Source organism: Rhizobacter sp. OV335, from assembly GCF_900142965.1.
GTDB lineage: Bacteria > Pseudomonadota > Gammaproteobacteria > Burkholderiales > Burkholderiaceae_C > Rhizobacter.
The window spans coordinates 67,780-93,480 of the sequence record NZ_FRCQ01000004.1; the positions used below are offsets into that span (position 1 = coordinate 67,780).

Genomic DNA, 25,701 nt, shown 5'->3' on the forward strand with positions numbered 1-25,701 from the left:
CTTGAACACGACACGAAGGAATTCCCGAATGAACACCCGATCCCTGATGACCCTGGTGGCCGCCGCGCTGGCCCTGCACGTCGCCTCCGCTGCGGCCCACGGCGATGAAGATCACGCGACGCCGCGACGCTACGACGCCGCCAAGGTCGAGGAGACCGCCTTCGGCCACGAGGGCGACCCGGCGAAGGCGCGCCGCGTGATCCCGCTCGGCATGAGCGACGCGATGCGCTTCACGCCGGCCGACATCAGCGTGCGGCGCGGCGAGACGGTGAAGTTCGTCGTGCGCAACGACGGCCGGCTGCTGCACGAGATGGTGCTCGGCACGCCGGCGGACCTGAAGGCGCATGCGGCGCTGATGCAGAAGTTTCCGGAGATGGAGCATGCGAGCCCGAACATGGCGCATGTGAAGCCGGGGGCCAGCGGCGAGATCGTCTGGCAGTTCACCCAGGCCGGTGAATTCCAGTTCGCCTGCCTGCAGCCCGGGCATTTCGAAGCCGGCATGCTGGGCCGCGTGGTGGTGACGGGCGACCCCGCCGCGATGACGGACGGCGAGGTGCGCCGCGTCGACAAGGGCCAGGGCAAGCTCACGCTGCGGCACGGGCCGATCGCCAACCTCGAGATGCCGGGCATGACGATGGTGTTCCGGGTGGCCGACCCGCGGATGCTGGACACCTTGCGCGAGGGCGACAAGGTGCGGTTCAGCGCGGAGCGGGTGAACGGCTCGATCACCGTGACGGCGATCGAGGCCGTGAAATGACGCGAGCTCAGCGCGTCGACACCGCCCCGCCGCCCGACCGGCCCGACGCCGCGGCCAGGCACAGCAGCCCGAGCGTCGCGCTGCAGTCGTCGGCGGTCGCGATGCACTCCAGCCCCTCGCGCTCGACGTGCGCCGGCAGTTGCAGCCACGCGGCCGGCGCCTCCAGCATCACCTGCGCACGCTCGGTGCGGACCCAGCCCGCATCGGCCAGCTGGCCGAGGTAGATCCAGGTCTGCCGCCGCGACAGCCCGGCCAGTTGCCCCATGAAGGCCTGCGACACCGGCAGCCCGATGTGCAGGCCGCGCGCACCTTGCGTCGGCGCAAAGGCCGCCGCGAAGGTCGCCAGCACGTTGACCAGCCGCTGGAAGCCGCTGCCCGCGAGCCGCAGGGCGAGCTGCTCCTGCATGCGCAACGCGGTCGCGGAATGCAGGCGGCCGATGTCGTCGCCCGGCCCGCGCTCACCGGCATCGCGCGCCGCCCGCACGGTGGCCGCCTGCACCTTGACGGCCACGACATCGATCAATGCCGTCACGTCATACAGCGCGCGGTCCTGCCCGAGCGGCGACCCCCAGCCGATCACGTCGCCGCCCCACAGCACCGCCACGCCCACCTCGGTGCCCGCGGCGACGCGGATGTGCAGGCTCACCGCCCCCTGGCGGATCGCCATCCAGTCGGCCAGCTCGCCGCCGGCCCGCACGATGGCTTGCCCGCGGCGGAAGACCTGCTCCACCGCCTCGTCGATCCAGTGCGGCGGCATCACCACACCGACAAGGTCTTGGCCAGCACGCGCTGCAGCCAGCTGCGCGAGGCCGCTTCCGACACGTCGCCGCTGCCGGCGCTCTCGAGCGAGGCATTGGCCACGTCGCGCGAGTTGACGACGTTGCCCAGCCGGATGTCCTGCGGGTTCACGACGCCGGAGAAGCGCAGCGCGCTCGCGCCGCCGTTGACGCCGATGCGGCGCTCGCCGGCCACCACCAGGTGGCCGTTGGGCAGCACGTTGATCACCGAGACCGCCAGCTGCGCGGTGAACTCGGTCGCGACCTCGGTGTTGCCGCTGCCCTTGAACGAATCGCTGCTGCCGGCGCTCGCGTCGACGTTCAGGATCTTGTCGAACAGCCCGCCGTCCTTCTGCCCGTTGCCGGGCCCCTTGACTGCCTGCTTGTTGTCGCGGCTGGTGTCGGTGGCGCGCTTCTGCGAGGCCTTCAGGCTCTCGGAGATGTCGACCTTCATCGTGTCGCCCACCGCCTGCGGCCGGCGTTCGCCGGAGAACAGCGAGGCCGATTCGAGTTGCGGCTGCCAGATGGCGCCGTTGCTGCGGCGCTCGATGAACATCGGCGCGAGCGGCGGCGCGGCGCTCACCGGGCCGGGCACCAGGCTCGGCGGCGGGCTGGCACAGGCACCCAGCGCCAGCACACACACCGCTGCCGCACCACGTACCGCGTACTTCGGGGGTTTCATTCGAATCCTTGGATGAGTGCCCGCACCACCGGCGCGAGCTTGGTTCTTGTCGTGGCCCACTTGCTGGCGCCGAAGCCGGCGTCGCCGACGCTGTAGCCGCTGCTCGCGAGCAGCGCGCCGCCCGATCGCTGCAGGCTCATCGAGGCGGCGCTCAGGTAGGGCCGGGCGGCATCGCCGAACGGCGGCGTGTCCCAGTCGACCGTGGCCGCATAGCGCAGCCAGACCTCGCAGTCGTCGGCACCGGCACCGGCCTCGTAGACGCGGCTCATGACGCCGATGCCCCGAAGCTCGGCCTGCAGCGCCGGCACCAGGTCGGGCAAGGGCGCGTTGCGGTTGAACTCGATGCACAGCCGCTTCACCGGTGCATCGCCGAAGTGGACGGTGTTGGTCGCATGCGATGGCGAGCGGCCGATCGCCAGCGAGGTCGCGCTGCCGGTCGCCTTCACCAGCTCCCAGGTGGGCGCGGGGCTCAGCAGCGAACAGCCGGCCAGGCCCAGGCAGGCAGCCGAGACAGCGGCAAGGCGCAGGTGCATCACGGCCTCAGACGATCTCGTCGATGCGGCCGGCCAGGTCGAGCCCGGTCTGCGCGGCGTAGCCCGCCGCCACCTGCACCACGTCGCCGACCAGCCCGTCGGGCGCACCGAGCGCGGCGAGCGCGAGGTGGGCGGCCAGCAGCACGGGGTCCGGTCCGGCGCCGCCATCGCTGTCGGCTCGGGCCTGGCCTTCGTGGCTGATCGAGACGGCGGTGCCGACGGTGTTGCCGGCCGGCGCCGGCGCCGCGGCTGCCCGGGCCGACGACCCCGCCGCGGGCGCGGCCGGCGCCGCATGCGCCGCGGAAGCGCCCGCGCCGATCGAAGCTGCATGCTCCATCTCAGGCGGCCGGGCGCGGGGTCGTGGCGGCGGCGAGCGACACCGTCGAGAGCGAGCTGGCCAGGTCCGGCTTCGGCGGCGCCGACGCAGCAGCGGCCGGTGCGGCCTCAGCCGCGTCAGCGCCAATCGCCGAAGTGGCTGCCGGCTTCAGGCTGGAACCGAATCCACCGGCGGCAGCCGCCGGTGGTGTGGCAGCAGGCTTCGGAAGGGAGCGGGCCGACAGGTCGGCGGAAGGGCGGGCGACATGCATGGTGGTGTCATGTGGGGGTTGCGATGAGAGTGAATTGTTCTCATCGCGAGCCCGGCCGATCGCCGGAAAAGCATGTCGCGCGATGACCGCAGCGGGCCTTGGGTGATGGATATCACCCACGCGCTGGGTGCGCTGGCAGACAGACGGCGAGCGCAGCGCCTGCGAATGTCCCACCCGCTTGTCACCGCCACCGCGCTCGCCGCCGTGTTGATGGGCTGCAGCACCGTGCCCGCGCCGAACGCCGCGCTCGACCGCGCACGCGCCAGCTACCGGCAGCTGGAGACTGACCCGAAGGCCAACGAGTTCGCCGCCCCGGAGATGACGAGCTCGCGGACTTCATGCGCCAGCACCCGAGGCATCGCCGTGCAGCGGCTGACGACGCGCGGCTTCGGCGAGGCCTACCCGGCGGACGCCGGGCCGGTGTCCGCAGGTCAGTCGACCAGCAGCCGGTAGCCGACCCCCGTCTCGGTCAGGATGTGGCGCGGCTGCGCCGAGTCGTCCTCCAGCTTCTGCCGCAGGTTGCCCATGTAGACGCGCAGGTAGTGCGTGCTCTGCGCATGCCCCGGCCCCCACACCTCGCGCAGCAGGTGCGGATGCGTCAGCACGCGGCCGGCATTCGCGATCAGCACGCCGAGCAGCCGGTACTCGATCGGCGTCAGGTGCACCTCGGTGCCGCGCCGGCGCACCACGCGCGCCGACAGGTCGACCTCGACCTCGCCGAAACGGAACAGCGCATCGGCCGGCGCCCGCCCGGCCCGCATGCGGCGCAGGTTGGCCCGCGTGCGCGCGAGCAGCTCGGCCACGCCGAACGGCTTGGTGATGAAGTCGTCGGCGCCGGCGTCGAGGGCCGCCACCTTGTCGCTCTCCTGGGTGCGCGCCGACAGCACGATGACCGGCACGCCCGACCAGCTGCGCAGCTGGCGGATGAAGTCGACGCCATCGCCGTCGGGCAGGCCGAGGTCGGCGATCACCAGGTCGGGCCGCCGCGTGCCGGCTTCGATCAGCCCCTGCTTCACGGTGCCGGCCTCGAACACCTGCCAGCCCTCGCCCTCCAGCGAGTGGCGGACGAACTGGCGGATCTCGCGCTCGTCCTCGAGCACCAGCGCGATCGGCAGCGGCGTGGACATCAGGTCTCCTGCGGCAGGTGGGTGAGCGGTGAAGGAGGAAGTGAGGAGGGATTGTCACAGCCATTCGTGCCACGATGTCCGACCGCAACCCACCGGAGCGACCCATGAGCGACGACACCCCTCCCGACCTGGCCGCCGGCATCCCGCTCGAGCGCATCGCCGACGGTGCGATGCTCGCCGGCCGGATCGACGGCGAAGACGCGCTGCTGGTGCGCCAGGGCGATGCGGTCTTCGCGATCGGCGCGCAGTGCACCCACTACCACGCAGCGCTGGCCGACGGCCTGCTCGACGGCCACGTGCTGCACTGCCCGATGCACCACGCGCAGTTCGACATCCGCAGCGGCACGGCGCTGTGCGCGCCGGCGCTCGACGACCTGCCCTGCTGGCGCGTCGAGCAGCGCGGCGGCCAGGTGTTCGCGCGCGAGCGCCTCGTCGCCGCGCCGCGTTCGCGCCGCGAGGCAAGGCCGGACGCGCTCGACGACGTGCTCATCGTCGGCGGCGGCGCGGCCGGCCTGGCCGCCGCCGACATGCTGCGGCGCGAGGGCTACGAAGGCCGGCTGGCGATCCTCAGTGCCGACGCCGACCCGCCCGTCGACCGGCCGAACCTGTCGAAGGACTTCCTCGCCGGCACCGCCGAGGCCGACTGGCTGCCGTTGCGGCCCGACGCGTGGTATGCCGAACGCCGCATCGAGCTGCTGCTGGACACGCGGGTCGACGCGATCGACGTCGCCGCGCGCCGGCTGCGGCTGGCCGGCGGCGCGACGCGGCCGTTCGGCGCGCTGCTGCTCGCCACCGGCGCCGACCCGGTGCGGCTCGAGGTGCCCGGTGCCGCGCCCGGCCAGGTGCTCGGCCTGCGCAGCTTCGCCGACAGCCGTGCGATCGTCGCGCGGGCGGCAACCGCCCGCTCGGCGCTGGTCGTCGGCGCGAGCTTCATCGGCCTCGAGGTCGCGGCATCGCTGCGCGCACGCGGGCTGGAGGTGCACGTGGTGGCGCCCGATGCGGTGCCGATGCAGCGCGTGCTCGGCCCGGAGCTCGGCGCCTTCGTGCGCGAGCTGCATGCCTCCCACGGCGTGGTCTTCCACCTCGGCACCACGCTCGAACGCCTCGATGGCACGCAGGCCCGGCTGGCCGATGGCACGGTGGTCACGGCCGACATGGTCGTCGCGGGCATCGGCGTGCGGCCCGCGCTCGCACTGGCCGAGCAGGCCGGGTTCGCGGTCGACCGCGGCGTCAGCGTCGACGCCTGGCTGCAGACCAGTGCGCCCGGCATCTACGCGGCCGGCGACATCGCGCGCTGGCCGGATCCGCATTCGGGCGAGCGCATCCGCGTGGAGCACTGGGCGCTGGCCGAGCGCCAGGGCCAGGTCGCCGCGCTGAACATGCTCGGCCAGCGCCGCGCGTTCGACATCAGTCCGTTCTTCTGGAGCCAGCACTACGACGTGACGATCCAGTACGTGGGCCACGCCGAACGCTGGGATGCGATCGAGATCGACGGCTCGCTGGCGGCACGCGACTGCAGCGTGCGCTACCTGCTCGGCGGCCGGGTGCTCGCGGTCGTGACCCTCGGCCGCGACCTGGCGAGCCTGCGCGCCGAGCGCGCGCTCGAAGCCGACATGGCACCGGCGGGCTGACCGATGGCGGGGCGCTACTCGTGGTCGGCCGTCGTGCCGCCGGCGGCATGGCGCAGCCCGTCGAGCGCCGGCTGCACGACCGCGGCATCGGACTCTTCGGCGAACACCGCGTAGGCCGGGTACAGGAACTCGGGCGCGCCCTTCACGCGGTGCAGCCGGCCGCTGTCGAGGTGCTTGCGCACGACCGCCAGCCGGAAGTAGCCGGAGCCGCCGGCCGCCAGCACGAACTCGCGGCCGAGCGGCCCGAGCCCGGCCGACACGGCCGCATGGCCGAGCTGCGGGAAGGCCAGGCTGTGCTGCTGTGCGAACTCCGGGCCCCAGTCGACGTAGACGTAGTCGGCCGGGTCGAGTCGGCGCGCCCGCTTGTGGGTGGTGACCAGCACCAGCTTCTCCTCGATCAGCAGCTCGATGCGCAGGCCCGGGCGGCGCTGCGGCGCATAGACCACCGCGATGTCGAGCATGCCGGAGGCCACGCGGTCCATCAGCTCGCCGGCCACGCCCACCTCGGTGCGCAGCGCCAGGTGCGGCGCCGCGTTGCGCATCCACAGCAGCCAGTCGAGCAGCAGCGGATCCCACAGGCTCATCTCGCAGCCGACCGTCAGCACCGACTCATGGCCGGCCGGCACCGCCACCTGGTGGCGCGCACGCTCCCACACCTGCACCATCATCGACGCATGACGCACGAAGCGTTCGCCGGCCGGCGTGAGCGACGCGCCGGCCTTGCTGCGCACGAACAGGGTCGCGCCGACCGCTTCCTCGAGCGCCTTCACGCGGGCGCTGACCGCCGTCTGCGTGACGTGCAGCCGGTCGGCCGCGCGCACGAAGCTGCCGGTGTCGACGATGTCGAGGAAGGTGCGGGCCAGGGTCACGTCCACGGGGCCTCCGGAGCCGATTTGAATGCAAGATTATTGCTTCTATCGGCCAATAAAGATCGCTTTACCAGGCCTCAAGCAAGGGCGACCATCACCGGCACCGAACCAGAAGGAGTCCACGATGAACATGCGCTCTCAGAACACCAGCCCGCGGCCCGCCGCAGCGGAACGCCCGCAGGCCGGGCCCGCGCAACGCGGGGATGCACCGCGCCGCAACGCCGACCCGCAGCGCTTGCCCGCTGCCGCGCAGAGCCGCAGCGATGCGCGTCACGCGACCCGCGTGGCGGCCGACAGCGAGGTCCTGATCGTCGGCGTCTGACGCCGTCGCCCTCGCTTCGTCAGATCGGGGCGGCCTCGGGCAGCTTCGCGATCCCCTTGATCTCGAACTGGAACCCGTACAGCCAGGTCACGCCGACGCCGGTGAGCGTCGGGTGCGGGGCGTTGCCCCAGTACTCCGGCACGATCTTCCAGACCGTGTCGAAGGTCGATTCGGGATCGACCAGAAAGACGGTCACGTCGACCACGTCGTCGAACGTGCAACCCGCGGCCGCGAGGACAGCGTTCAGGTTGTCGAACGCGAGCCGCACCTGCGCCTGCAGGTCCGGCTCGGGCGAGCCGTCCGGCCGGCTGCCGACCTGCCCCGAGACGAACAGGAAGCCGTTCGACCGGATCGCCGGGGAATAGCGATTCCTGTCGTAGAGCGCCTGGCGCCCGGCCGGGAAAACCACATCACGTTGGCCCATCGATGTCGTCCTTGAAGGGGTCGAAGCCGACCCGTTGTTTGCGATGAAGGGACTCTAGGGATCCCTGGCGCCCGGATCTACGGGGTCCGTCAACAATCACCGTTTGCGAAAACCGAACAATCAAGCGACCGAGGGGCAGCGATGGACCGTTTCGATGCGATGCAGGCATTCGCCCGCGTGGTGGAAACCGGCAGCTTCACGAAGGCCGCCGACACGCTCCAGCTGAGCAAGACCAGCGTGACGCAACTGGTGCAGCAGCTGGAGGCGCGATTGCGCGTGAAGCTGCTGAACCGCACGACGCGCAAGGTCAACGTGACGGCCGACGGCGAGGCGTACTACGAGCACGTGCTGCGGCTGCTGGCCGACATGGACGACGCCGAGGCCAGCCTGCCCGGCGCGTCGTCGTCGCCGCGGGGCCGCTTGCGGGTCGACGTGCCGAGCCCGCTGGCGCTGATGATCCTGGTGCCGGCCTTGCCGGCGTTCCATGCGCGCTACCCTGACATCCAGCTCGACCTGGGCGTGAGCGACCGCATGGTGGACCTGATCGGCGAGAAGGTGGATTGCGTCGTGCGCGGCGGCGAACTCACCGACCTGTCGCTGATGGCGCGCCGCATCGGTGATCTCCAGGCCCGGGTCTGTGCGGCGCCGAGCTACCTGGCGCGCGCGGGCACGCCGGCGCATCCGCGGGAGCTGCAGGATACGCATCACCGCATCGTCGGCTTCAAGGGCTCGCGCACCGGCAAGGTCGTGCCCTACGCGATGCAGCGCGACGGCGAGCGCATCGAGGTGCTCGGGCGCTACGTGGTGGCGCTGGACGACGGCAACGCCTACCTCGCGGCCGGCCTGGCGGGCCTGGGGGCGCTCTGGTTGCCGGACTACATGTCGCAGGCGCATCGCGCGCGCGGCGAGCTGGTGCCGCTGTTTCCCGACTGGCGCTTCGACCCGATGCCGCTCTACGTGGCGTTTCCGCCGAACCGGTACGTCAGCGCGAAGCTGCGGGTGTTCATCGAGTGGGTGGCCGAGTTGATGGCGCAGCATGCGCCGGTGGACGGGCCGGTTTCTCAAAGATACCAATTCCAACCGCTTGCACAGCGCGATTCACGACAATCCGGACGCCTCCAATCCATTGGCCACAGCCCACTCCATGAACAGAAATGAAGAGAGATTCCGCAAGCTGCTGGCCTTGACGGCTTTGTGCGCCAGCACCGCGTTGGTGGCGGGCTGCGGCGGCAGCTCGGACAGTGACGGCAACTCGAACGCCCCGCAGCAAGCTGGCCCTGCACCTTCGCCAGCTCCGGCTCCGGCTCCGGCTCCGGCTCCGGCTCCGGCTCCGGCTCCGGCTCCGGCTCCGGCTCCGGCTCCGATGGTGTCCGCGCAATTCACCGCGAGCAACGCCGAGATCCCCAACCCCGAGCGCGGCTTCTACCGCTGGGCCTGGTCGGACCTGAACCAGTTCAGCAAGGACGACGGCGCCGATGCGTACACGAACGGCTTCCGCGTCCTCTACGCGATGGTCCGGCTCGATGCCTACAAGAGCACCGCCCTGCCCAGCAGCCTGCTCGACGGCTTGCGCACCGGCTTCGCCAACGCGCGGCAGTCGGGCGTGAAGATCATCCCGCGCTTCGTCTACAACTACCCGGACGGCGAAACCGAGTACCGCAACGCCACGGACGCATCGCTCAGCCAGGTGCTCGCCCACATCGCCCAGCTCAAGCCGGTGCTGCAGGAGAACACCGATGTCATCGCCTACCTGCAAGCGGGCTTCATCGGGGCCTGGGGCGAGTGGCACACCTCGTCGAACGGCCTGACCAGCGCCGGCAACCGCACGAGCATCCGCGATGCCTTGCTCGGCGCCCTGCCCCAGGAGCAGTTCGTCCAGTTCCGCTACCCGCCCTACGTGATGGAGTGGTTCGCCACGCCACCGACGGAGTCGAGCGCCTTCAACGGATCGGCCGCGTCACGCTCGGGCGTGCACAACGACTGTTTCCTGGCCAGCGCGACCGACGTCGGCACCTACAGCGACAACGCCGCCACGAGGCAGCAACAGCGCAACTACACCATGGCCCTCGCGAAGGTCACGCCCTTCGGCGGCGAAACCTGCAACCCGGCGGACGACGCCGGCGCGCAGCCTCGGACAAGCTGCGCGGACATCCTTGCGGAAGGCAAGCAGTTCTCGCTGACCTACCTGAACAACGACTACTACACCGAAGCCTTCCACACCCGCTGGAAACAGGACGGGTGCTACGACGAGGTCAAGCGCCTGATGGGCTACCGGCTGGAGTTCGTCTCGGCCGAACATGCGGCGAGCGCCACGGCCGGTACTGCGTTGTCCGTGCGATTCACCGTGCGCAATGTCGGTTGGGCCCGGCCCTTCAAGGCGCGCCCGGTCGGCCTGCTGCTGAAGCATCGAACCAGCGGCACGGTGGTGAAGCTGGCGACCTCCGTCGATCCCCGGACCTGGACCGCGGGCAACACCTTCACCCACGAGGTGTCGGTGACCGTTCCCGCGGGCACGCAGGCGGGAGAGCACGACGTCTACATCGCGCTGCCCGACGGCGCAGGGCAGCTCGGCAGCGATGCACGCTTCGCCGTGCGACCGGCCAATGCAGACAATGCCGGCAGCCGGCAGGGATGGGACGCGTCGCTGGGGGCCTTCCGCTTCGGCACCACGCTCACGGTCAAGTAGCCAGTCAGGCCCTGCCCAACGGAGCTCGCGCCACGTCGCCGTGCGCCAGCTTGAAGACCGCCATGGTCTGCACCAGTTGCAGCGCCTGCACCTTCAGGCTCTCGGCCGCAGCAGCGCTTTCCTCCACCAGGGCTGCGTTCTGCTGCGTGACCCGATCCATCTGGTTGACGGCATCTCCGACCTGCGAGACCCCGGCGCTCTGCTCGGCGCTGGCCGAACTGATTTCCCCCATGATGTCGGTCACGCGCCGGATCGAGTCGACCACTTCGGTCATCGTGACGCCGGCTTGATCGACCAGTGCCGTGCCCTGTTCGACACGTTCCACGCTGGCGCCGATCAAGCTCTTGATTTCCTTGGCCGCTTCAGCCGATCGGCCCGCCAGACTGCGCACCTCGGTCGCGACCACCGCAAAGCCGCGGCCCTGTTCGCCGGCGCGCGCTGCTTCCACGGCAGCGTTCAGCGCGAGGATGTTGGTCTGGAAGGCGATACCGTCGATGACCCCGATGATGTCGACGATCTTCTTCGAACTGTCGTTGATGGCCTTCATGGTGCTCACGACCTGGCCGACCACGTCGCCGCCCTTGATGGCCACGGTGCTGGCGTTCATCGCGAGCTGATTGGCCTGCCTGGCGTTGTCGGCGTTTTGCTTGACCGTGGAACTGAGTTGCTCCATCGAGGCCGCGGTCTCTTCGAGCGCCGAGGCCTGCTCTTCGGTGCGCTGGCTCAAGTCCATGTTGCCTTGAGCGATCTGCGCCGAGGCGGTGGCAACCGACTCCGAGTTCTGCCGCACGCTCGATACCACCGTCGAGAGCCTGGCCTGCATCTCCTTGAGTTGGGCCATCATGCTCGTGGTGTCGCCTCGCTTGAGGTCGATCGTCACGCTGAGGTCGCCGGCGGCGACGCTTCGCGCCAGATCCGCAGCCTCGCCCGGCTCGCCTCCGAGTTGGCGTCCGAGGGAACGCACCAGCACGAAACCGAAGATCCCGGCAAACAGCAAGCCCGCCAGGATGGCCGTGATCGAGGTGGCACGAATCGTCGCATAGCGTGCGTCGGCTTCCTCGTATTCCCTGCGCGCCTCGTCGATCTGGATCTTGACGAGCGCATCGATGCCTTGTGCGAGCGGGATGAACAACGGCCGAATCTTCTCCGTCACCAAATGCCTGGCCTGCGTCAAGTCGTTGGCACGAAGCGCAGCCACGGCCGGCATCAATCCTTCCTGGACAAACTGCTTGCGGGACTCGACGAACGCCTTCGAAATCTTCTCTTCCTCCGGCGTCAGGTTTGACGCCGCATAGTCATCCCAGACCTTGCTGGCCTTGGCGATGTTGGCTTCGATCTGGCCGGTCGTCTCGGCGATTTTCTCGGGCGTCGGGGTGACCAGCGCGATATTGAGGTCCATGCGGTTGATCAACTGCAAGGCCCTGATCTCGCCCAGTTGAGACGAGGGCACGGTGCGATCCGCGTAGACGGCCTTCAATGCGTCGTTGGACCGGCCGATGCCCAACAGGCCGAGGCCGCCGATCGCCACGAGCAGCGCCGAGAGGACGCCGATCAGCATCATCAACCGAGTGGAAACTTTGAGCTTGTTCATGGCGATGGCCGAGCTTCGGCACGGACCGCCCAGGGGAAAATTCCCGCGGGGCGCAATGACGTAAGAGGGTTGTCGGTCTTCGCCGGGGCGCCTTGAGCCGTCGAGCGGTTGAATGTCTCAACCTGGGTGCATGCGTTGGCTCGGGGCGCTGATCCGGGTCGCGCGCCCCGAGTTTGCCGGGTGCCGGAACTGTCGGCGGTTCGGGCCTGCCCCCCTCCCTCACTATCGGTCCGGATAGAACGGCCGCCCGTATTCCGGCGTCTCGTGCGACGGATACGATCCCATGCGACCGTGCGAGGAGTCCGACGGCACGATGCGCGTGTTGCGGTACTGGCGCGGAGCGATGACGGCCTCGGTCGCGTAGCGGCCGTCGGCCATGTCGCCGTGGGTGTCGTGGGCCGACGGGCGGCGGTCGTAATTGGGGTCGCCCTGCGAGGCCTGCTGGCCCCAGGCGAAATCGCGTCCCGGGGTGTTGTATTGCGGATGCTGCATGTAGACGGTGCCGACGGCAGGCATGCCGCGCTCGCCGGGGTAGCGCGGCGTCTCATAGCGCGGCGGCTGCGGATCGCCCGATTGGGTGGCGCTGTCTGCCCAGTCCCGGGCGTACCCGGGCTCGCGCGAGATGTAGAAGCCCTCGCCGCGTTCGAGCCCGCTGTTGGCGCCGCCATGGCCGCGGCGCGGGCCATGCTGGACGAGCGAGTTCATCCCCTCCTGGTTGGTGCCGTGGTAGCCCATGGGGCGGAAGCCGCGTTGCTCCAGGTCTCTGGTACGCCGCTCGATCTCGGCCCGCGACGGTGCGCCGCCGATGAGGGCGCTGCCCGAGTAGTGCGAGTGGTTGGAATCGTCACTGTCGCCCGAACCGCGCCTGACCCTCAGGCCGGAGCTTTCATAGGCGGTGGGCGTGCGACGCGGGGACGAACTCGAGTTGCGCAGCCGGTTGCCATGGCTGTCGCGTGCGCCGCCCTTCGCCCCGTAGTTCTCGGGCGGCACGGCGACCTTCTCGTCGCCGTGGCCCGAGCTGCGCAGGCGCGCCACGGCCTCGTGCGTCTGGTGGTTCGTGACCATGAAGACACCGGAGGACTCGACGCCCGTGACGAGGGCGCGCTCGCCCGTTTTCGGATGGATGAAATGAGCTGTCACATACGGCTCGCCATTGGGCTGCGACGGCTTCTGGCCGCTGCCGGGCTGGTAGGTCACGGCGCTCGAGAGCTCGAAGGCGCTGTTGGTGGGGCCGCGGTTGGCGCTCGATGTGCTGGACGCCCTCGAGGTGCGCGTCGACAGCGTTCCAAGCGAGCCATCCACCGATCGCGAGCGCGCGCCGGCGGGGGCGTTCGAAGTGGGAGTGCTGTCCGGCCGCTGCGTTTCGGATCTTGCGGAGGCAGGGCGAGCTCCGTTGGTCTGGTTGAGTTTCATCATGGCAATGGCTTCCTGTGTGGGGAGGAGGGGCGAAGACGGCGGGTTGCAGCCCGTTTCGACGCTTCTGCAGTGTTGAAGCGGGCCAACCCGGCCAGCGACGGAAATGCGAAGCGGAAGATCGCCCCGCGGAAGTTCGCGGCCGCGAATCTGCGTCGAACCGTAACGGGGATCGGTATCTGACCGAAGGGTCGCTTTACGCGCGCTCGTGCCGGGGTCACGATGGCAGCCTGCTGCATCGAAGGAGCCCGATGAAGACCGACACCTCCACCGACAAGCCCGCCGACACGAGGGCCACCGCCCTCCTCCCGCAGGACATCAGCACCGAGGTGCTGCTCGAGAAATACGCCAAGGGCGACGAGCGCACGCCCGACGACGTGCGCCGCCGCGTGGCACGCGCGCTGGCCCAGGTCGAGCCCGCCGAATCGCGTGCCGGATCGCGCGAACAGTGGGAATCGCGCTTCCTCGAGGCGCTGCAGGCCGGCTTCATCCCGGCCGGCCGCATCAACTCGGCCGCCGGCACCGAGCTCACCGCGACGCTGATCAACTGCTTCGTGCAGCCGGTGGGCGACGCGATCGCGCAGGAGGAAGACGGCCACCCCGGCATCTACACCGCGCTGACCGAAGCCGCCGAGACGATGCGCCGCGGCGGTGGCGTCGGCTACGACTTCTCGCGCATCCGCCCGCGCGGCGCGTGGGTTGCCAGCACGCAGGCAAGCGCATCGGGCCCGGTGTCGTACATGCGGGTGTTCGACCGCTCCTGCGAGACGGTGGAATCGGCCGGCGCGCGGCGCGGTGCGCAGATGGGCGTGCTGCGCTGCGACCACCCCGACATCGAGGAGTTCATCCACGCGAAGGACAAGGGCGACCTCAGCAACTTCAACATCTCGGTCGGCCTGACCGATGCCTTCATGGAGGCGGTGCAGCGCGACGCCCCCGTCGACCTGGTGCACCGCGCCGCGGCCGGCCCGCAGCAGGTGGCTGCCGGCGCCCACCAGCGCAGCGACGGGTTGTGGGTCTACCGCAGCCTGCCGGCCCGCGCGCTGTGGGAGCAGATCATGCGTTCCACCTACGACCATGCCGAGCCGGGCGTGCTGTTCCTCGACCGCATCAACCTCGACAACAACCTGTCGTACTGCGAGACCATCACCGCCACCAACCCCTGTGGCGAACAGCCGCTGCCGGCCTACGGCTGCTGCTGCCTCGGCTCGATCGACCTGACGCGCTTCGTGCGCGCGCCGTTCGACGACAACGCGCGCTTCGACGACGCCGGCTTCGCGCGCCTCGCGGCGCTCGCGGTGCGCATGCTCGACAACGTGCTCGACATCAGCTTCTGGCCGCTCGAGCAACAGGCCCGCGAGGCGCGCAACAAGCGCCGCATCGGCCTGGGCTTCACCGGCCTGGGCGACGCGCTGGTGATGCTGAACCTGCGCTACGACAGCGCCGCCGCGCGCGACGAGGCGCGCCGCATCGCCACGCTGCTGCGCGACACCGCGTATGCCGCGTCCTGCGACCTCGCGGCCGAACGCGGCGCCTTCCCGCTGTTCAACGCCGACATGTTCCTGAGCCGCGGCACCTTCGCATCGCGCCTGCCCGGGCCGCTAAAGGAGCGCATCCGCCAGCAGGGGCTGCGCAACTCGCACCTGCTGTCGATCGCCCCCACCGGCACCATCAGCCTGGCCTTCGCCGACAACGCGAGCAACGGCATCGAGCCGGCGTTCTCGTGGAGCTACCAGCGCAAGAAGCGCATGGCCGACGGCAGCATGAAGCAGTACCCGGTGGAGGACCACGCGTGGCGGCTCTTTCGCCACCTGCGCGGCCCGCAGGCGCCGCTCACGGACGCGTTCGTCACCGCGCTCGATATGAGCGCGCAGGCGCACGAGGAGATGGTGGCCGCGGTCTCACCCTTCGTCGACACCGCGATCTCGAAGACGGTGAACGTGCCGGCCGACTACCCGTATGCGGATTTCCAGGACCTGTACCTGCGGGCCTGGACCTCCGGCCTGAAGGGGCTGGCGACCTACCGGCCGAACGCGGTGCTCGGCTCGGTGCTGAGCGTGGAGCCGGCTGCCTTGCCGCTGCAGCTGGCACCGGCGGGGCATGCGAACCAGCGGCTGGCGATCGAGCGCCCGCCGCAGCCGGTGCTGGCCTCGCTGCGCTGGCCGGGCCGGCCCGAGCTCGCAGCCGGCAATGCCGCGTGGACCTACATGATCCGGCACCCGCACGGCGAGTTCGCGCTCTTCATCGGCGAGCTGCCGCAGGATGGACGCAGCGCGCCGTTCGAGGTGTGGGTGAATGGCGCCGAGCAGCCGCGCGGGCTGGGCGCGCTCGCGAAGACGCTGTCGATGGACCTGCGCGCGAAGGACCCCGCGTGGGTCCGGCTGAAGCTCGACGCACTGGCCACCGTGCAGGAGGAGCGCGCCTTCGACATGCCCTTCCCGCCCGATGGCACGCCACGGCGCTTCCCCGGCGTGGTGGCGGCCACCGCGGCGGTGATCCGCTGGCGCTGCGAGCAGCTGGGGCTGTGGTCGGGGGCTGACGGAACGGCCGCCTCCACGCCGGTGATCGACGCGATGTTCAGCCGCCAGGAGCCGCTGACCGGCCCGAACGGCACGCTGGCGTGGTCGGTCGACATCCACAACCCGGCCAGCGACGAGGCCTTCACGCTGTCGCTGAAGGAGGTGCAGCTGCCGGAAGGCCTGGGCGGCCAGGGCGGCATCGTCACGCTGCCGTGCGCGATCGGGCTGTCGGGCAACTACCCGCGGGCGATGGACGGACTCGCGCGCATCCTGTCGCTGGACATGCGCGTGCTCGACCCGGCGTGGATCGGCATGAAGCTGCGCAAGCTGCTGAGCTATGCCGAGCCGCTCGGCCACTTCATGGCCTTCGTGCCGGGGCTCGCGCCCGGCCAGCAGCGCCAGCAGACCTGGCCGTCGACGGTGGCCTACCTCGCGCGGCTGGTGATCCACCGCTACACGATGCTCGGCGTGCTGAACGAAGAGGGCTATCCGCTGCGCGACATGGGCATCCTGCAACCGCCGAGCCCGGACGAATCGGCCGCGGCCGCCCCGCTGGCCGGTGCGGCCTGCCCGGAGTGCGGCAACCACGCGGTGATCCACAAGGATGGGTGCGAGTTCTGCACCGCGTGCGGGCACATCGGGAGCTGCGGGTGAAGGTTCCCGCCGGCGCGGCGTGCCTGGGTCAGGGCAAGCTGCGGATCTGGATGCCGGCCGACTTCGACTCGTCGAAGGCCAGCATTTTCTTGATGCCGAGATGCTCGTCGTACGGCGTCTCGTAGCTCCAGACGGCATCCTTGATCGTCTGGCCGCCGTTGTGCAGGTCGAAGTAGCTCGCGTGGCCCTTGAACGGGCACTCGGTCGTCGTGTCGCTGCGTTCGAGAAATTCCATCTTCACGTCTTCCCGCGGGAAGTAGAAGCGCGGCGGATGGCCGTCCTCGTCCAGCTTCACGGCGTTGCGCGAATCCGCGACGACGAGACCGTTGACGTTCACGCTCATGCGCCCTTCGGCGCGGGACTCCCGAACCTTGTGCTCGGGATGCTGCTGGTGACCAGGTGATCGACTCATCGGAATGGCTCCTGCATGGAATGAAGGGAACGCCGCACACGCTGACGGCCGCTGCCTTCGGCGGGCAATCGCGATGCCCGCCGTGTCAACCGCAACCCGACACGGGCCAGCGGACATGAGTCCGCGCATTCGTGTCACCGATGACACACATGCGAATGCCGCCTCATCAATGTGAGGGCTTGTAAGACAGCGGACCTCCCGCCCAGAATCTGGCCGACCGGTCGCGGCCGAGATCGCGCCCGGATCACAACGATCACAACGTCATCTCACGAGGGAGATCCATGATTTCTGCTTCCACGCGCGCCCTGTGGGCGTCGGTCCTGGCCGTTTCACTGTCCGCGCTCGCCGCCTGTGGCGGTGGGGGCAGCGACGATGCACCTGCCCCGGCCCCTGTCGCAGGCACCCCGCCGGCACCCACGCCCGCCGCGGCACCGGCCAGCTACTGGGCCCGCGCCTTCACGTACACCTCGGTCGGCACCTACGTGCTGCGCTACTACTACTCCGACAACGTCGTCGACTCGACCGGCCGCGGCACCTACTACGACGTGCGCGAAGCGCTGTCGGCCGGCAAGCCTGCGGTGGTGGTGTACGACACCGTCCAGTTCGTCACCGCCGAGGGCTGGCATACGCCACTGGACGGCGCGACGCCGAACCACAGCGGCCCGAACGGCGCCTACGACTACAACCACGGCTACATCGGCCAATCGACCTGGGTCGACACCGACGTGGCCGGACAGACGATCGCAAGCGTCGTCGCCAAGGCGCAGGACCTGGGCACCAACACCTCGTCCACCATCATTGGCGTCACCGCAGCGAACCTGACCGGCATGATGCCGGCCGGCGCGAAGATCCGCGCGATCTCGAACACCGAGAGCAGCACCCCGGTCGGCTATCGGCTGTCGGACGGCTTCGTCGGCAACAGCGTGACCACGCTGGCCCAGCTGATCGCCAACTACCCGGCCGTGTCGAACAGCGCGTCGGTCTCGACGGCGAACACGGTGTCGATGGGCAACATCCATGGCAGCAACGGCTGCGGAACCCAGGTCTGTGCCCAGGAACGGGTGCGAGCCAGCTTCAGCGCCGGCGGCGCCGTGACCCTGCACCTGTGCGACCTCGACACGGTGTCGGGTGCGATCTCCAATTGCAGCAGCCTCGCCGCCGCCAGCTACCAGGTGGGCAACGCGGCGGATGGCGCGACACCGGTCATGACCTTCACCGGCCTGCCGGCGGCCATCTCCGCCCAGACCTTCACGCGCGTCTTCGTGCAGCGCGGCGGCCACGTCTACCAGGGCTTCCAGGACAAGCCGGCCACGATGGCGAAGCAGACCCGCCTCAACAAGGTCGCGTTCGAGGCGCTCGCCGCGAGCCTCGTCTTCGCGCCACCGGCCATTCCCGACCACCCGGCGACCACGGCCGGCACCTGGAGCGTCACCTACGCCGGCGGCGACACCGGCAGCTGCACCGCGCTGTCGGTCAATGCCGCGGCCCACGTGATCGGCACCTGCACCTCGTCCGGCGTGGGCGGCAGCTTCATCGTCAGCGGCACGGTCGATGCCGCCGGCGGCCTCTCGGTGGGCAGCACCAGCAGCGACGCCAGCTTCAGCGGCACGCTCGGCGCCACCACCGGTTCGGGCACCTGGTCGCGCCCGAGCGCGTCGGCGACCGGCACCTGGAACGCCACGAAGCAGTGAGCCGAGTGGCCTCATCTGCCGCCGGACGGCATGCGTGTCTGACACAGCCGCGGGAAAACCCCGCGTCACGTGGCGACACCATGCCGGGCAAAGCCCCGAAATAGCCTTGAAACTTCCTGCAGCTCCGCGGCTCCAAACGCGGTCACAGCTCTATACTGGGTCCGCGTGAAGTCTTCATATCAGGCAGGAAGTGGGTCAATGATGGGTGCCAAACTCAAGGTCGCAGGCTGGATCACGCTGGGGGCCGTCGCTGGCGCGCTCACTACCATGCAGTTGCAGGCCACGGCCCGCAACACCGCCGCGCAACTCCCGCTGGAAGAACTCCAGCAGCTCGCCGCCGTCTTCGGGATGGTCAAGAGCGATTACGTCGAGCCGGTCGACGAGAAGAAGCTGATCACCGACGCCATCGGCGGCATGGTGGCCGGACTCGACCCCCACTCGCAATACTTCGACAAGAAGACCTTCAAGGAATTCCGTGAAGGCACGACCGGCCGCTTCGTCGGCGTCGGCATCGAGATCGGCATGGAAGACGGTCTCGTCAAGATCGTCTCGCCGATCGAAGGCTCACCGGCCTTCCGCGCCGGCCTGAAGAGCGGCGACCTGATCACCAAGATCGACGACACCGTGGTCAAGGGCCTGACGATGGACCAGGCCGTCAAGCGCATGCGCGGCGAGCCGAGCACCAAGGTGCTGCTGACCATCTTCCGCAAGACCGAGAACCGCACCTTCCCCGTCACGATCACGCGCGAAGAGATCCGCGTGCAGAGCGTGCGTTCGAAGATCGTCGAGCCCGGCTACGCCTGGTTGCGCGTCAGCCAGTTCCAGGACCGCACGGTCGACGATTTCGCGCGCAAGCTCGAAGAGATCTACAAGCAGGAACCCAACCTGAAGGGCCTGGTGCTCGACCTGCGCAACGACCCGGGCGGCCTGCTCGAGGCGTCGGTGGCGGTGTCGGCGGCCTTCCTGCCGGCCGATGCGGTGGTCGTGACCACCAACGGCCAGATCGCCGAATCGAAGCAATCCTTCAAGGCCTCGCCGAGCGACTACCTGCGCCGTGGCGGCGGTGACCCGCTGCGCAAGCTGCCGGACGCGCTGAAGAAGGTGCCGCTGGTCGTGCTGGTGAATGAAGGCTCGGCCTCGGCCAGCGAGATCGTCGCCGGTGCGTTGCAAGACCACCAGCGCGCCACCATCATGGGCACCCAGACGTTTGGCAAAGGCTCGGTGCAGACCGTGCGCCAGCTGTCGCCCGAGACGGCGCTGAAGATCACGACCGCGCGCTACTACACGCCGAGCGGCCGCTCGATCCAGGCCAAGGGCATCGTGCCCGACGTGATGATCGACGAAACCGCCGACGGCAACCTGTTCTCGGCCTTGCGCGTGCGCGAAGCCGACCTGGAAAAGCACATCGCCAGCGGCCAGGGTGCCGAGCAGAAGGACGAAGCCCGCGAAAAGGCGCGCGAGGAAGCGCGCAAGAAGTTCGAGGAAGAAGCCGCGAAGAAGAACCCGCTGAAGCCGCTGCCCGAGTTCGGCAGCGACGAAGACTTCCCGCTGGCGCAGGCGATCAACCGCCTGAAGGGCAAGCCGGTCGTCGTCTCGAAGACGGTCGTCGAACGGCACGCCGAGGCCCCGGCGACGAACTGAAGCGACCCGCTCCCTCCGAACGCCCGCCCCGCGCGGGCGTTTTGCTTGGTGCGAACGGAATACTGGCCGTTCGGGCTGAGCCTGTCGAAGCCCCCAACCCTCACTCTTCGCTATCCTGCCCCGATGAACGACGACCAGCTGCTGCGCTACTCCCGCCACATCCTGCTCGACGAGCTGGACATCGCCGGCCAGCAGCGGCTGCTCGATTCGCATGCGCTGGTGATCGGTGCCGGCGGCCTGGGCTCGCCGGTGGCGCTGTACCTCGCCACCTCCGGCGTCGGCACGCTGACGATCGTCGACCACGACAGCGTCGACCTGACCAACCTGCAGCGCCAGATCGCGCACGACCTGTCGCGCGTCGGCCAGCCGAAAGCGGCCTCGGCCGCGCGCTCCATCGCGGCGATCAACCCCGACGTGCGGGTCCACGCGCTGACCGAGCGTGCCGATGCGCAGCGGCTCGACACGCTGGTGGCCGCGGCCGACGTGGTGATCGACTGCAGCGACAACTTCGCGACCCGCCATGCCGTCAACGCCGCCTGCGTGGCGCACGCCAAGCCGCTGGTGTCGGGCGCGGCGATCGGCTTCGACGGCCAGATCTCGGTCTACGACACCCGCAGCGACACCGCGCCCTGCTATGCCTGCCTGTTCCCGCCCGATGCCGCGTTCGAGGAGGTCGCCTGCTCGACGATGGGCGTGCTCGCGCCGCTGGTCGGCATCATCGGCAGCATGCAGGCCGCCGAGGCGCTGAAGCTGCTGGCCGGCATCGGCAGCTCACTGGCCGGGCGGCTGCAGATGCTGGACGCCCGCACGATGGAATGGACCGAGATCCGCCTCGCCCGCCAAGCCGGCTGCCCGGTGTGTGGGCAGCGCGGCCACGCCTGATCAGTCGGGTTTGATGTTGGCCGACTGAATCACCTTCGCCCAGCGCGCCACTTCGTCGTGCAGGAAGGCGGCGAACGCCTCCGGCCCGCGCGCATCGACCCGAAAGCCCTGCGTGCGCGCCCGCTCCTCGAGCTCGGGCGTCTGCATGATGCGCACGACCTCGGCGGCGAGTTTCTTGACCGCGGCGTCGGACATCGAGGCCGGCGCCATCAGGCCGGTCCAGTTCTCGGTCAGCAGCTCCGGCAGGCCGGCCTCGGCGGTCGTCGGCACGTCGGGCACCAGCGGGTGGCGGGCGGCGCTCGCGATGGCGATCGCGCGCAGCTTGCCCGATTTCACATGGGCGATGCTCTCGGGGAAGTTCGAGAACACCACATCGAGCTGGCCGCCGATCAGGTCGGTCATCGCCGGCGAGCCGCCCTTGTACGGCACGTGCTGGATGTTGGTCTTGGCCAGTTCGTTGAACAGCGCGAGCGTCAGGTGCGGCGGCGTGCCGTTGCCGCTGGATCCGGCGTTCAGGTTGCGCGCCTTCGCGGCGGCGGTCAGCTCCTTCAGGCTCTGGATCGGGCTCGCGGCCGGCACCACGATCAGGATCGGCGAGCCGGCCAGCAGCGCGACCGGGCGCAGGTCCTTCGTGAAGCTGTAGGCCGCCTTCGGGAACAGCGTGACGTTGGCCGCATGCGTCAGCGTGATCGCGAGCAGCGTGTTGCCGTCGCCGGGCGACTTGGCCGCCACGTCGGCGCCGATCTGCCCGCCGCTGCCGGGCTTGTTGTCGATCACGACGCTGACCTTCCAGCGCTCGCCGAGCTGCTGCCCGACCAGGCGCGCCATCACGTCGGTCAGGCCGCCGGGCGGGAACGGGACCACATAGCGGATGGTTGCGCCGGGCTTCGGATAGTCACCCGCCTGTGAAAAACCCAGCGCGGGCCACAGGCCCGCGGCACCGATCAGTACTGCTCGTCGTTTCACGCTCGTCTCCTTCGTCAGAAGGCCGGCATGCTGCCCGCGATGCGGGACGGCTGCAAACCTATCGTTATGCGCGGAAAGTCGTAGCTTCAGGACAGCTGTTGCGCTAGCGCCTCCGACACGTTCAATCCGTCACGCTCCACCGCACGCCGCAGTTGCTCGCGACGCGCACCCGGCAGCCGCACGCCGTCGTCGCGCAGCATCTCGGCCACCAGCAACTCCAACCGGTCCAGGAACATCTCGCGCCCGGCCAGCGCGCCGGGGTCGATCACGATGAAGGTCTGCCCCAGGTGCGGGCGGTTGCCTTCGTCGACGAAGAAGCTCGATGCCTCGAAGCCGAAGTTCGCGCCGATCAGCGCCGTGACCAGCAGCTCGACCACCAGCGCCAGCATCGCGCCCTTGGGACTGCTGGCCGCGCCGATCGCGAGCATCGAGCCCGCCATGCCGGCCTTCGGGTCGGTGGTGGGCTCGCCGTTCGCATCGAGCGCCCAGCCGAGCGGGATGCTGCGGCCCTCCTTGGCGGCCACCATCAGCTTGCCGCGCGCGACCTCGCTGAGGCTCAGGTCGATCAGCAGCGGGTCGGCACCACGCCGAGGAAACGCTGCCGCCACCGGGTTGGTGCCAAAGATCGGGTGCCGCCCGCCGGCGGCCGGCATCGCCGACGGCGAGTTCGAGAAACCGAGCCCCGCCATGCCGGCCGCCGTGACCGCGCGCAGGTGGTCGACGACGACGCCGCAGTGGTGGCTGTTGACGATGCCGACGATGCAGATGCCGAACTCGCCGGCGCTGCGGATCGCCTCGGCGATCGCCAGGTCGCAGGCCGGGAACGCGAGCCCCTCCTGCGCATCGACGACCAGCGCGGCGCCCTTGCGCTTGACGACCTGTGGCTGCGCCGCGCCGTTCACGCGGTCGCAGCGCAGGTGGCCGCTGTACTGCGCGACGCGGCTCAGCCCGTGCGAGGCCAGGCCCTGCGCCTCGGCCAGCACCAGCGCGCGGGCGGTGGACTCGGCCATCGCGGCCCCGGCACCGGCGCGTTGCAGCGCGGCGGCCACTTTCGCGCGGGCCACCTCCATCGTCATCACCGTCATGCGAGCGCCTCCAGCACCTTCTCGGCGATCAGCGATGAGACGCGCTCGTTCGCCTCGGCCGTGACGCCGGCGATGTGCGGTGTCAGCAGCAGGTTCGGGCAGTCGGCGAGCGGGTTGCCGGCGGGCAGCGGCTCGGCCTCGAAGACATCGAGCGCCGCACCGGCCAGGCGCCCGGCGGTCAGCGCATCGGCCAGCGCCGCCTCGTCGACGACGCCACCGCGTGCGGTGTTGATCAGCACCGCGCCGGGCTTCATCGCGGCGAGGCGCTGCGCATTGATCAGGTGGCGCGTGCTGTCGAGCAGCGGCACGTGGAGGCTGACGACATCGGCCTGCGCCAGCAAGGCATCGAGCGACAGCGACGGCACGTCGGAACCGGCCGGCATCGCCGCATCGTGCGCGACGACCTGCATGCCGACTGCGCGCGCCAGCCGCCCGGTCAACTGCCCGATCGAGCCGTAGCCGACCAGCCCCAGCGTCTTGCCGCCGATCTCGCGGCCGTTCGTCAGCGCGGCACGCGGCCAGGTGCCGGCGGCGACCTCGGCGGTGGAACCGTAAGCCCCGCGCAGCAACAGCATCGCGGTCGCGATCACGTACTCGGCCACGCTCTGCGCATTGGCACCCGTCGCCGGGATCACGCGGATGCCGCGCGCCTCGCAGCCCGCCATGTCGAGGTTGTCGAGCCCGACGCCCAGCCGGCCAACCACCTTGCAGCGCGTCAGCGCCGCGAGCAGTTCGCCGCGCACCTGCGTTCGGTTGCGCACGATGATCGCGTCGACGCTGGACGCCAGCGCGATCATCCGCGCCGGGTGGTCGACCAGCGTCGCGTCGTGCACCACTTCGTGCTTCGCAGCCAGCCGCGCCACCGCCGGCGCGTCCATGAATTCGGTGATGAGAATCTTCATCGCCGGATCATGCACTTTCGAACAAGCGCGTCAGCACGAACTCGCGATGGCCCAGCGCCTCGGCCGACGTGAGGCGGCCGTTGGCGGTGCGCAGCATCGATTCGAGCAGCTGGTCGCCGGCCTGGTCGAGCGTGATCTCGCGCTGCAGCAGGCCCGAGGTGTCGACGTCGATGTGCTCGCCCATCAGCCGCACTGTGCGCGGGTTCGCGCAGATCTTGATCACCGGCACGATCGGGTTGCCGATCACGTTGCCCTGGCCGGTCGGGAAGAAGTGCAGCGCGAAGCCGGAGGCCGCGCACAGCGTCACCATCTCGGCCGCGGCCGACGACGAATCCATGAACCACAGCCCGGGGTGCGTCGGGATCTCGGCCTTGTCGATCACGCCATCGACGGTGCAGATCTTGCCGATCTTCTGGATGTTGCCGAGCGCCTTCTCCTCGATCGTCGTCAGCCCGCCGGCGATGTTGCCCTTGGTCGGCTGGCTGTCGGAGAGGTCGCTGGTCTTGTGGCGGTTGATCATGTCCTGGTAGCGGTTGAACATGAACATGAAGCGCTCGCGCACCGTGTCGTTCGCGCAGCGCGCCGCGACGATCTGCTCGCCGCCGGTGATCTCGGAGGTCTCGCCGAAGCACAGCGTGCTGCCCAGCGGGTGCAGCTTGTCGAAGGCGTTGCCGACCGTCGGGTTCGCCCCGCAGCCGGAGGTGGTGTCCGATTCGCCGCACTTGGTAGAGACCCACAGCTCGCTGAGCGGGCAGGCCTCGCGCTGCTTCTCGCTGGCCCACTGCACGTACTCGCGGGCGATGCGCGAGGCGCGCAGGATGGTGTCGTGGTCGCCATGGCCCTCGATGCCGAAGCCGGTGACCGGCTTGCCGGTGGCGGCGATGCCGTCGACCACCTTCTTGGTCCAGCCGTCCTCGATGCCGATCACGACGACCGCGGCGACGTTCGGGTTGCAACCGGCGCCGATCAGCGTGCGGAAATGCAGGTCGAGGTCGGCGCCGAACTGCAAGCGGCCGTACGGGTGCGGGATCGCCATCGTGCCCTTGATGTTGTGGGCGACGGCCTCGGCCGCGGCGTTCGACAGGTCGTCGAGCGGCAGGATGATCACGTGGTTGCGAACGCCGACGCGGCCGTTCTCGCGGCGGTAGCCGAGGAAGGTGGTGGTGTTGGAAATGACGGCCATGCTCACCACCTTTTAGTTTTAATGTTCTGGACATGAGCGTGCTCGCCCGCCTTGATCGGCGCGACCACCTTGCCCATGTCGATGCCGTACTTCAGCACCGTGTCGCCGACCGCCATGTCGCGCAGCGCGACCTTGTGGCCGATCGGGATGTCCTGCCGCGCGACCAGCTCGGTCATGCGGTCCTCGTCCATGATCCAGCCGGCCAGCGGCATGCCGGCCTTGACGCCTTCGACCACCACCACCGCGACACTGTCGTGCGCGTCATGCAATACGAAATGAATCATCCGGAAACTCCTGCCGCGCAACGGCGGCTGCCTGCAACGATGGCGGCCAATATCTGCCCGCGCCCGCCGGCTGTCAAACGAGTC

Annotated in this window: 26 protein-coding genes; 10 read left to right on the plus strand and 16 right to left on the minus strand. The window is 69.7% G+C overall.

Annotated features, from left to right (window positions below; all coding sequences use genetic code 11):
* The first annotated feature begins 28 nt into the window (after positions 1 to 28).
* A complete protein-coding gene (locus tag BUE42_RS05560) occupies positions 29 to 757 on the plus strand; it encodes a copper-binding protein (RefSeq protein ID WP_159445370.1) in 729 nt (242 codons plus the stop codon).
* A 7-nt stretch (positions 758 to 764) separates the two neighbouring features.
* Here the strand turns inward: BUE42_RS05560 and BUE42_RS05565 are convergent, their stop codons facing one another.
* From BUE42_RS05565 to BUE42_RS31940, 5 genes are read right to left on the minus strand one after another with little or no spacing between them, the layout of a single operon-like run.
* Entirely contained in the window at positions 765 to 1,514 is a 750-nt protein-coding gene (locus BUE42_RS05565; protein WP_143171316.1) for a Crp/Fnr family transcriptional regulator, read from the minus strand.
* Positions 1,514 to 2,215: a flagellar basal body L-ring protein FlgH gene (locus tag BUE42_RS05570; protein ID WP_073463555.1), complete on the minus strand. Its 702-nt coding sequence runs from the start codon at positions 2,213 to 2,215 to the stop codon at positions 1,514 to 1,516. The genes BUE42_RS05565 and BUE42_RS05570 overlap by 1 nt, the downstream gene beginning before the upstream one ends.
* On the minus strand, positions 2,212 to 2,748 hold the full coding sequence (locus BUE42_RS05575) for a hypothetical protein (RefSeq protein WP_073463557.1): 537 nt from the start codon (positions 2,746 to 2,748) through the stop codon (positions 2,212 to 2,214). Before BUE42_RS05575 ends, BUE42_RS05570 begins: the two co-directional genes overlap by 4 nt.
* Before the next feature lie 7 nt (positions 2,749 to 2,755).
* The gene (locus tag BUE42_RS05580) at positions 2,756 to 3,085 is read right to left on the minus strand and encodes a hypothetical protein (RefSeq protein WP_073463559.1); all 330 of its coding nucleotides are present in this window, start codon (positions 3,083 to 3,085) and stop codon (positions 2,756 to 2,758) included.
* 1 nt (position 3,086) lies between these two features.
* Positions 3,087 to 3,335 (minus strand): hypothetical protein, encoded by a 249-nt coding sequence (locus BUE42_RS31940; RefSeq protein ID WP_143171317.1) that lies wholly within the window; start codon positions 3,333 to 3,335, stop codon positions 3,087 to 3,089.
* Between the two features lie 165 nt (positions 3,336 to 3,500).
* Between BUE42_RS31940 and BUE42_RS05585 the strand changes: the two genes are divergently transcribed.
* A complete protein-coding gene (locus tag BUE42_RS05585) occupies positions 3,501 to 3,788 on the plus strand; it encodes a hypothetical protein (protein WP_159445371.1) in 288 nt (95 codons plus the stop codon).
* Here the strand turns inward: BUE42_RS05585 and kdpE are convergent.
* Positions 3,767 to 4,462: a two-component system response regulator KdpE gene (kdpE, locus tag BUE42_RS05590; RefSeq protein ID WP_073463563.1), complete on the minus strand. Its 696-nt coding sequence runs from the start codon at positions 4,460 to 4,462 to the stop codon at positions 3,767 to 3,769. The two genes, BUE42_RS05585 and kdpE, sit on opposite strands and share 22 nt — an antisense overlap.
* 104 nt (positions 4,463 to 4,566) lie before the next feature.
* Between kdpE and BUE42_RS05595 the strand changes: the two genes are divergently transcribed.
* A complete protein-coding gene (locus tag BUE42_RS05595) occupies positions 4,567 to 6,093 on the plus strand; it encodes an FAD-dependent oxidoreductase (protein WP_073463565.1) in 1,527 nt (508 codons plus the stop codon).
* Positions 6,094 to 6,107: 14 nt separating this feature from the next.
* Here the strand turns inward: BUE42_RS05595 and BUE42_RS05600 are convergent, their stop codons facing one another.
* A complete protein-coding gene (locus BUE42_RS05600) occupies positions 6,108 to 6,968 on the minus strand; it encodes a LysR family transcriptional regulator (RefSeq protein WP_073463567.1) in 861 nt (286 codons plus the stop codon).
* 118 nt (positions 6,969 to 7,086) lie between these two features.
* On the opposite strand from BUE42_RS05600, the gene BUE42_RS05605 reads away from it, so the two are divergent.
* Positions 7,087 to 7,284: a hypothetical protein gene (locus tag BUE42_RS05605; RefSeq protein WP_073463569.1), complete on the plus strand. Its 198-nt coding sequence runs from the start codon at positions 7,087 to 7,089 to the stop codon at positions 7,282 to 7,284.
* 19 nt (positions 7,285 to 7,303) lie between these two features.
* Here the strand turns inward: BUE42_RS05605 and BUE42_RS05610 are convergent, their stop codons facing one another.
* On the minus strand, positions 7,304 to 7,708 hold the full coding sequence (locus tag BUE42_RS05610) for a RidA family protein (RefSeq protein ID WP_073463571.1): 405 nt from the start codon (positions 7,706 to 7,708) through the stop codon (positions 7,304 to 7,306).
* A 141-nt stretch (positions 7,709 to 7,849) separates the two neighbouring features.
* Between BUE42_RS05610 and BUE42_RS05615 the strand changes: the two genes are divergently transcribed.
* Complete coding sequence (locus BUE42_RS05615) at positions 7,850 to 8,866, plus strand: LysR family transcriptional regulator (protein ID WP_083613933.1); 1,017 nt, start codon at positions 7,850 to 7,852, stop codon at positions 8,864 to 8,866.
* A gap of 205 nt (positions 8,867 to 9,071) precedes the next feature.
* Positions 9,072 to 10,394: a DUF4832 domain-containing protein gene (locus BUE42_RS05625; protein ID WP_073463575.1), complete on the plus strand. Its 1,323-nt coding sequence runs from the start codon at positions 9,072 to 9,074 to the stop codon at positions 10,392 to 10,394.
* Positions 10,395 to 10,398: 4 nt separating this feature from the next.
* Here BUE42_RS05625 and BUE42_RS05630 read toward each other — a convergent pair whose 3' ends face one another.
* Together BUE42_RS05630 and BUE42_RS05635 are read right to left on the minus strand one after the other, a co-directional pair.
* On the minus strand, positions 10,399 to 11,985 hold the full coding sequence (locus BUE42_RS05630; RefSeq protein WP_073463577.1) for a methyl-accepting chemotaxis protein: 1,587 nt from the start codon (positions 11,983 to 11,985) through the stop codon (positions 10,399 to 10,401).
* A 222-nt stretch (positions 11,986 to 12,207) separates the two neighbouring features.
* Positions 12,208 to 13,401, minus strand: a complete 1,194-nt coding sequence (locus tag BUE42_RS05635) for a hypothetical protein (RefSeq protein WP_143171319.1) — start codon at positions 13,399 to 13,401, stop codon at positions 12,208 to 12,210.
* Between the two features lie 248 nt (positions 13,402 to 13,649).
* Here BUE42_RS05635 and BUE42_RS05640 point away from each other — a divergent pair, with 248 nt between their 5' ends.
* Entirely contained in the window at positions 13,650 to 16,571 is a 2,922-nt protein-coding gene (locus tag BUE42_RS05640; protein ID WP_073463581.1) for an adenosylcobalamin-dependent ribonucleoside-diphosphate reductase, read from the plus strand.
* Positions 16,572 to 16,599: 28 nt separating this feature from the next.
* Here BUE42_RS05640 and BUE42_RS05645 read toward each other — a convergent pair whose 3' ends face one another.
* The gene (locus BUE42_RS05645) at positions 16,600 to 16,983 is read right to left on the minus strand and encodes a DUF427 domain-containing protein (protein WP_073463583.1); all 384 of its coding nucleotides are present in this window, start codon (positions 16,981 to 16,983) and stop codon (positions 16,600 to 16,602) included.
* Positions 16,984 to 17,264: 281 nt separating this feature from the next.
* On the opposite strand from BUE42_RS05645, the gene BUE42_RS33345 reads away from it, so the two are divergent.
* The 3 genes from BUE42_RS33345 (at position 17,265) to BUE42_RS05660 (ending at position 21,197) form a co-directional block, all read left to right on the plus strand.
* Positions 17,265 to 18,674 carry a hypothetical protein gene (locus BUE42_RS33345; RefSeq protein WP_200798904.1) on the plus strand — a complete coding sequence of 470 codons (1,410 nt, stop codon included), beginning with the start codon at positions 17,265 to 17,267 and terminating at the stop codon, positions 18,672 to 18,674.
* A 201-nt stretch (positions 18,675 to 18,875) separates the two neighbouring features.
* A complete protein-coding gene (locus BUE42_RS05655; protein ID WP_073463850.1) occupies positions 18,876 to 20,315 on the plus strand; it encodes a S41 family peptidase in 1,440 nt (479 codons plus the stop codon).
* A gap of 123 nt (positions 20,316 to 20,438) precedes the next feature.
* The gene (locus BUE42_RS05660; protein WP_073463587.1) at positions 20,439 to 21,197 is read left to right on the plus strand and encodes a HesA/MoeB/ThiF family protein; all 759 of its coding nucleotides are present in this window, start codon (positions 20,439 to 20,441) and stop codon (positions 21,195 to 21,197) included.
* On the opposite strand, the gene BUE42_RS05665 is transcribed toward BUE42_RS05660, so the two are convergent.
* The 5 genes from BUE42_RS05665 to BUE42_RS05685 form a co-directional block, all read right to left on the minus strand.
* Positions 21,198 to 22,163, minus strand: coding sequence for a Bug family tripartite tricarboxylate transporter substrate binding protein (locus tag BUE42_RS05665; RefSeq protein WP_073463589.1), 966 nt, complete (start codon positions 22,161 to 22,163; stop codon positions 21,198 to 21,200).
* A gap of 86 nt (positions 22,164 to 22,249) precedes the next feature.
* On the minus strand, positions 22,250 to 23,248 hold the full coding sequence (locus tag BUE42_RS05670; protein WP_073463591.1) for an Ldh family oxidoreductase: 999 nt from the start codon (positions 23,246 to 23,248) through the stop codon (positions 22,250 to 22,252).
* Positions 23,245 to 24,150, minus strand: a complete 906-nt coding sequence (locus BUE42_RS05675; protein ID WP_073463593.1) for a hydroxyacid dehydrogenase — start codon at positions 24,148 to 24,150, stop codon at positions 23,245 to 23,247. Before BUE42_RS05675 ends, BUE42_RS05670 begins: the two co-directional genes overlap by 4 nt.
* A 7-nt stretch (positions 24,151 to 24,157) precedes the next feature.
* Positions 24,158 to 25,333 carry a UxaA family hydrolase gene (locus BUE42_RS05680; protein WP_073463595.1) on the minus strand — a complete coding sequence of 392 codons (1,176 nt, stop codon included), beginning with the start codon at positions 25,331 to 25,333 and terminating at the stop codon, positions 24,158 to 24,160.
* Between the two features lie 2 nt (positions 25,334 to 25,335).
* A complete protein-coding gene (locus BUE42_RS05685) occupies positions 25,336 to 25,617 on the minus strand; it encodes a UxaA family hydrolase (RefSeq protein ID WP_047503134.1) in 282 nt (93 codons plus the stop codon).
* Between the last annotated feature and the right edge of the window lie 84 nt (positions 25,618 to 25,701).

Excerpts from the sequence above, each read along its gene's own strand:
- BUE42_RS05560 (WP_159445370.1), top strand. The coding sequence starts at position 29 with ATGAACACCCGATCCCTGATGACCCTGGTGGCCGCCGCGCTGGCCCTG.
- BUE42_RS05565 (WP_143171316.1), bottom strand. The coding sequence starts at position 1,514 with ATGCCGCCGCACTGGATCGACGAGGCGGTGGAGCAGGTCTTCCGCCGC.
- BUE42_RS05570 (WP_073463555.1), bottom strand. The coding sequence starts at position 2,215 with ATGAAACCCCCGAAGTACGCGGTACGTGGTGCGGCAGCGGTGTGTGTG.
- BUE42_RS05575 (WP_073463557.1), bottom strand. The coding sequence starts at position 2,748 with ATGCACCTGCGCCTTGCCGCTGTCTCGGCTGCCTGCCTGGGCCTGGCC.
- BUE42_RS05580 (WP_073463559.1), bottom strand. The coding sequence starts at position 3,085 with ATGGAGCATGCAGCTTCGATCGGCGCGGGCGCTTCCGCGGCGCATGCG.
- BUE42_RS31940 (WP_143171317.1), bottom strand. The coding sequence starts at position 3,335 with ATGCATGTCGCCCGCCCTTCCGCCGACCTGTCGGCCCGCTCCCTTCCG.
- BUE42_RS05585 (WP_159445371.1), top strand. The coding sequence starts at position 3,501 with ATGTCCCACCCGCTTGTCACCGCCACCGCGCTCGCCGCCGTGTTGATG.
- kdpE (WP_073463563.1), bottom strand. The coding sequence starts at position 4,462 with ATGTCCACGCCGCTGCCGATCGCGCTGGTGCTCGAGGACGAGCGCGAG.
- BUE42_RS05595 (WP_073463565.1), top strand. The coding sequence starts at position 4,567 with ATGAGCGACGACACCCCTCCCGACCTGGCCGCCGGCATCCCGCTCGAG.
- BUE42_RS05605 (WP_073463569.1), top strand. The coding sequence starts at position 7,087 with ATGAACATGCGCTCTCAGAACACCAGCCCGCGGCCCGCCGCAGCGGAA.
- BUE42_RS05610 (WP_073463571.1), bottom strand. The coding sequence starts at position 7,708 with ATGGGCCAACGTGATGTGGTTTTCCCGGCCGGGCGCCAGGCGCTCTAC.
- BUE42_RS05615 (WP_083613933.1), top strand. The coding sequence starts at position 7,850 with ATGGACCGTTTCGATGCGATGCAGGCATTCGCCCGCGTGGTGGAAACC.
- BUE42_RS05625 (WP_073463575.1), top strand. The coding sequence starts at position 9,072 with ATGGTGTCCGCGCAATTCACCGCGAGCAACGCCGAGATCCCCAACCCC.
- BUE42_RS05630 (WP_073463577.1), bottom strand. The coding sequence starts at position 11,985 with ATGAACAAGCTCAAAGTTTCCACTCGGTTGATGATGCTGATCGGCGTC.
- BUE42_RS05635 (WP_143171319.1), bottom strand. The coding sequence starts at position 13,401 with ATGATGAAACTCAACCAGACCAACGGAGCTCGCCCTGCCTCCGCAAGA.
- BUE42_RS05640 (WP_073463581.1), top strand. The coding sequence starts at position 13,650 with ATGAAGACCGACACCTCCACCGACAAGCCCGCCGACACGAGGGCCACC.
- BUE42_RS05645 (WP_073463583.1), bottom strand. The coding sequence starts at position 16,983 with ATGAGTCGATCACCTGGTCACCAGCAGCATCCCGAGCACAAGGTTCGG.
- BUE42_RS33345 (WP_200798904.1), top strand. The coding sequence starts at position 17,265 with ATGATTTCTGCTTCCACGCGCGCCCTGTGGGCGTCGGTCCTGGCCGTT.
- BUE42_RS05655 (WP_073463850.1), top strand. The coding sequence starts at position 18,876 with ATGGGTGCCAAACTCAAGGTCGCAGGCTGGATCACGCTGGGGGCCGTC.
- BUE42_RS05660 (WP_073463587.1), top strand. The coding sequence starts at position 20,439 with ATGAACGACGACCAGCTGCTGCGCTACTCCCGCCACATCCTGCTCGAC.
- BUE42_RS05670 (WP_073463591.1), bottom strand. The coding sequence starts at position 23,248 with ATGACGGTGATGACGATGGAGGTGGCCCGCGCGAAAGTGGCCGCCGCG.
- BUE42_RS05675 (WP_073463593.1), bottom strand. The coding sequence starts at position 24,150 with ATGAAGATTCTCATCACCGAATTCATGGACGCGCCGGCGGTGGCGCGG.
- BUE42_RS05680 (WP_073463595.1), bottom strand. The coding sequence starts at position 25,333 with ATGGCCGTCATTTCCAACACCACCACCTTCCTCGGCTACCGCCGCGAG.
- BUE42_RS05685 (WP_047503134.1), bottom strand. The coding sequence starts at position 25,617 with ATGATTCATTTCGTATTGCATGACGCGCACGACAGTGTCGCGGTGGTG.